Below are 1,937 nucleotides of genomic sequence, written 5' to 3'. Positions count from 1 at the left end.
CATCAGGCTTAGCCTCAAACCCAGTTGTGGGCTACGTATCCGATAAGTTAATTGACCTAGGGGGGACTGTAATTCTATCGGAGACCCCTGAAATGATAGGGGCTGAGGATATTTTAGCCAAGAGGGCTGCATCAAGGGAGGTTGCTGATAAGGTTTACAGCGTTATTAGGAGGTGGGTTGAATTAGCTGCATCATATAACGTAGACCTAGTTGGTACTCAACCATCCCCTGGAAATATTGCTGGTGGCATATCAACAATTGAGGAGAAGTCCCTTGGCGCCATAATTAAAGGTGGGTCAAGGCAGATTCAAGGGGTGCTAAATTATGCGGAGGAGGTTAAGGGTAAGGGCCTCTGGATTATGGATACGCCAGGTTACGACATAATGTCAGTGGTTGGTATGGTTGCTGGAGGAGCAACGCTAGTGGTGTTCACTACTGGTAGGGGTACTCCAACCGGTAATCCAATAGCCCCAGTAATTAAGGTGACTGCCAACCCCTACACATATGGTAAGATGAAGGAGAACATTGACTTTGACGCGAGTACAGTGGTTAATGGTATGGAGACTATTGAACAGGCTGGAGGGAGGTTACTTAACCTTGTCCTTGAGGTTGCCAGGGGTAAGCATACTAAGGCTGAGTTACTTGGGCACACTGAATTCGTAATACATAAAATAATACCATCCTTCTAAAATACGCATAAAGCGTTACTTTATTTTTAAATAATGTAATTTTCATATATGCATTGAATTGATGTAGATTAAACCTGAATCTTTATGGCATTACTTAATACATTATGTTCCCTTACTATTAGATTAACTAGTGACTTAACTTGATCAGCATCATTAAGGTTAATCACTGAGTGGGGTGTGTGAATATACCTAGCTGGGGTGGATACAACTACCGTTGGTACACCGGTACCGTGAACATGAATAGAACCGGCATCAGTACCGCCATATGGGTTAACCTGAATCTGATACTTAACTCCCCTTGATGATGCTAACTCCAGTACCGCTGATAGTAACCGTGGATTAGTTATCATGGATCTGTCCAATGCCCTAATTGCAGCACCATTACCAATCCTAGTTACCCATTCACTTTCAGGGTTAGCTGGAATATCGGCAGCAACCGTTGTTTCAACGACAATAGCCATGTTTGGATTAATGGCATTAACAGCTGCATTTATACCCCTTAACCCAACCTCTTCCTGGGTATTCCAAACTAGGTATAGGGATAAGTCACCTGTAACTATTTCATTAGCCTCCTTGGCTAAGTCAACCAGTACACTGCAGCCAACCCTATTATCCAAAGCTTTACTTATAACTACATTACCTCTTTCCCTAAATGATCCTGCAAAGGTTCCTGCTACGCCAGGCAGTATACCCGCCTTGGATGCTTCATCATTGGAAGTGAAGCCAGCATCGACATAAAGCTCCTCAAACCTGGATGGAGGCTTCTCCCTCCTTAAGTGTGGTGGATCAACACCAACAGTGCCGTATACATCACCATTACGCCCCATGAAGACTATTTCCTGCTCGATCATAACCCATGGGTCAATTCCACCTATTGGAACAACCTTAATGAAGCCTCTTTGATCAACGTGCGAAACCATAACCCCTACCTCATCAGCATGCGCACTTACCATTAGTTTAAATGGGCCATTACCGATTCTTGCTATTAGATTACCCATGTTATCTACATTAACTTCATCAACGTGGTTCCTAATCATGCTTATTACTGTCCTTATCACCCTATCCTCGAAACCTGATGGGCCAACCTCAAGGGTTAGCTTGGATAATGTTGCTGTATCCATAATACTCCTGGGATTTAAGTATATTTAACGATTAATTTGATGCGTAAATTTAATTAAATAATTGAAGAAATTATTTAATTTGGAGGTATGCTTTATAAATGTGTTTAATTAAGGAGTTGCGTGAGCG

Annotated in this window: 1 protein-coding gene and 1 pseudogene; one reads left to right on the top strand and one right to left on the bottom strand. The window is 42.4% G+C overall.

Going from position 1 to position 1,937, the window contains the following annotated elements:
- Positions 1–689 (top strand): annotated as a pseudogene (locus BP896_RS02245) (UxaA family hydrolase); the annotation flags it as partial.
- Between the two features lie 68 nt (positions 690–757).
- Here BP896_RS02245 and BP896_RS02240 read toward each other — a convergent pair.
- Positions 758–1,810, bottom strand: a complete 1,053-nt coding sequence (locus tag BP896_RS02240) for a M42 family metallopeptidase (protein WP_291765214.1) — start codon at positions 1,808–1,810, stop codon at positions 758–760.
- Between the last annotated feature and the right edge of the window lie 127 nt (positions 1,811–1,937).

The sequence above is a fragment of the Caldivirga sp. UBA161 genome (assembly GCF_002506515.1).
In the GTDB taxonomy this organism is placed as follows: Archaea; Thermoproteota; Thermoprotei; order Thermoproteales; family Thermocladiaceae; genus Caldivirga.
This window is presented reverse-complemented; position numbering and strand designations above follow the sequence as displayed.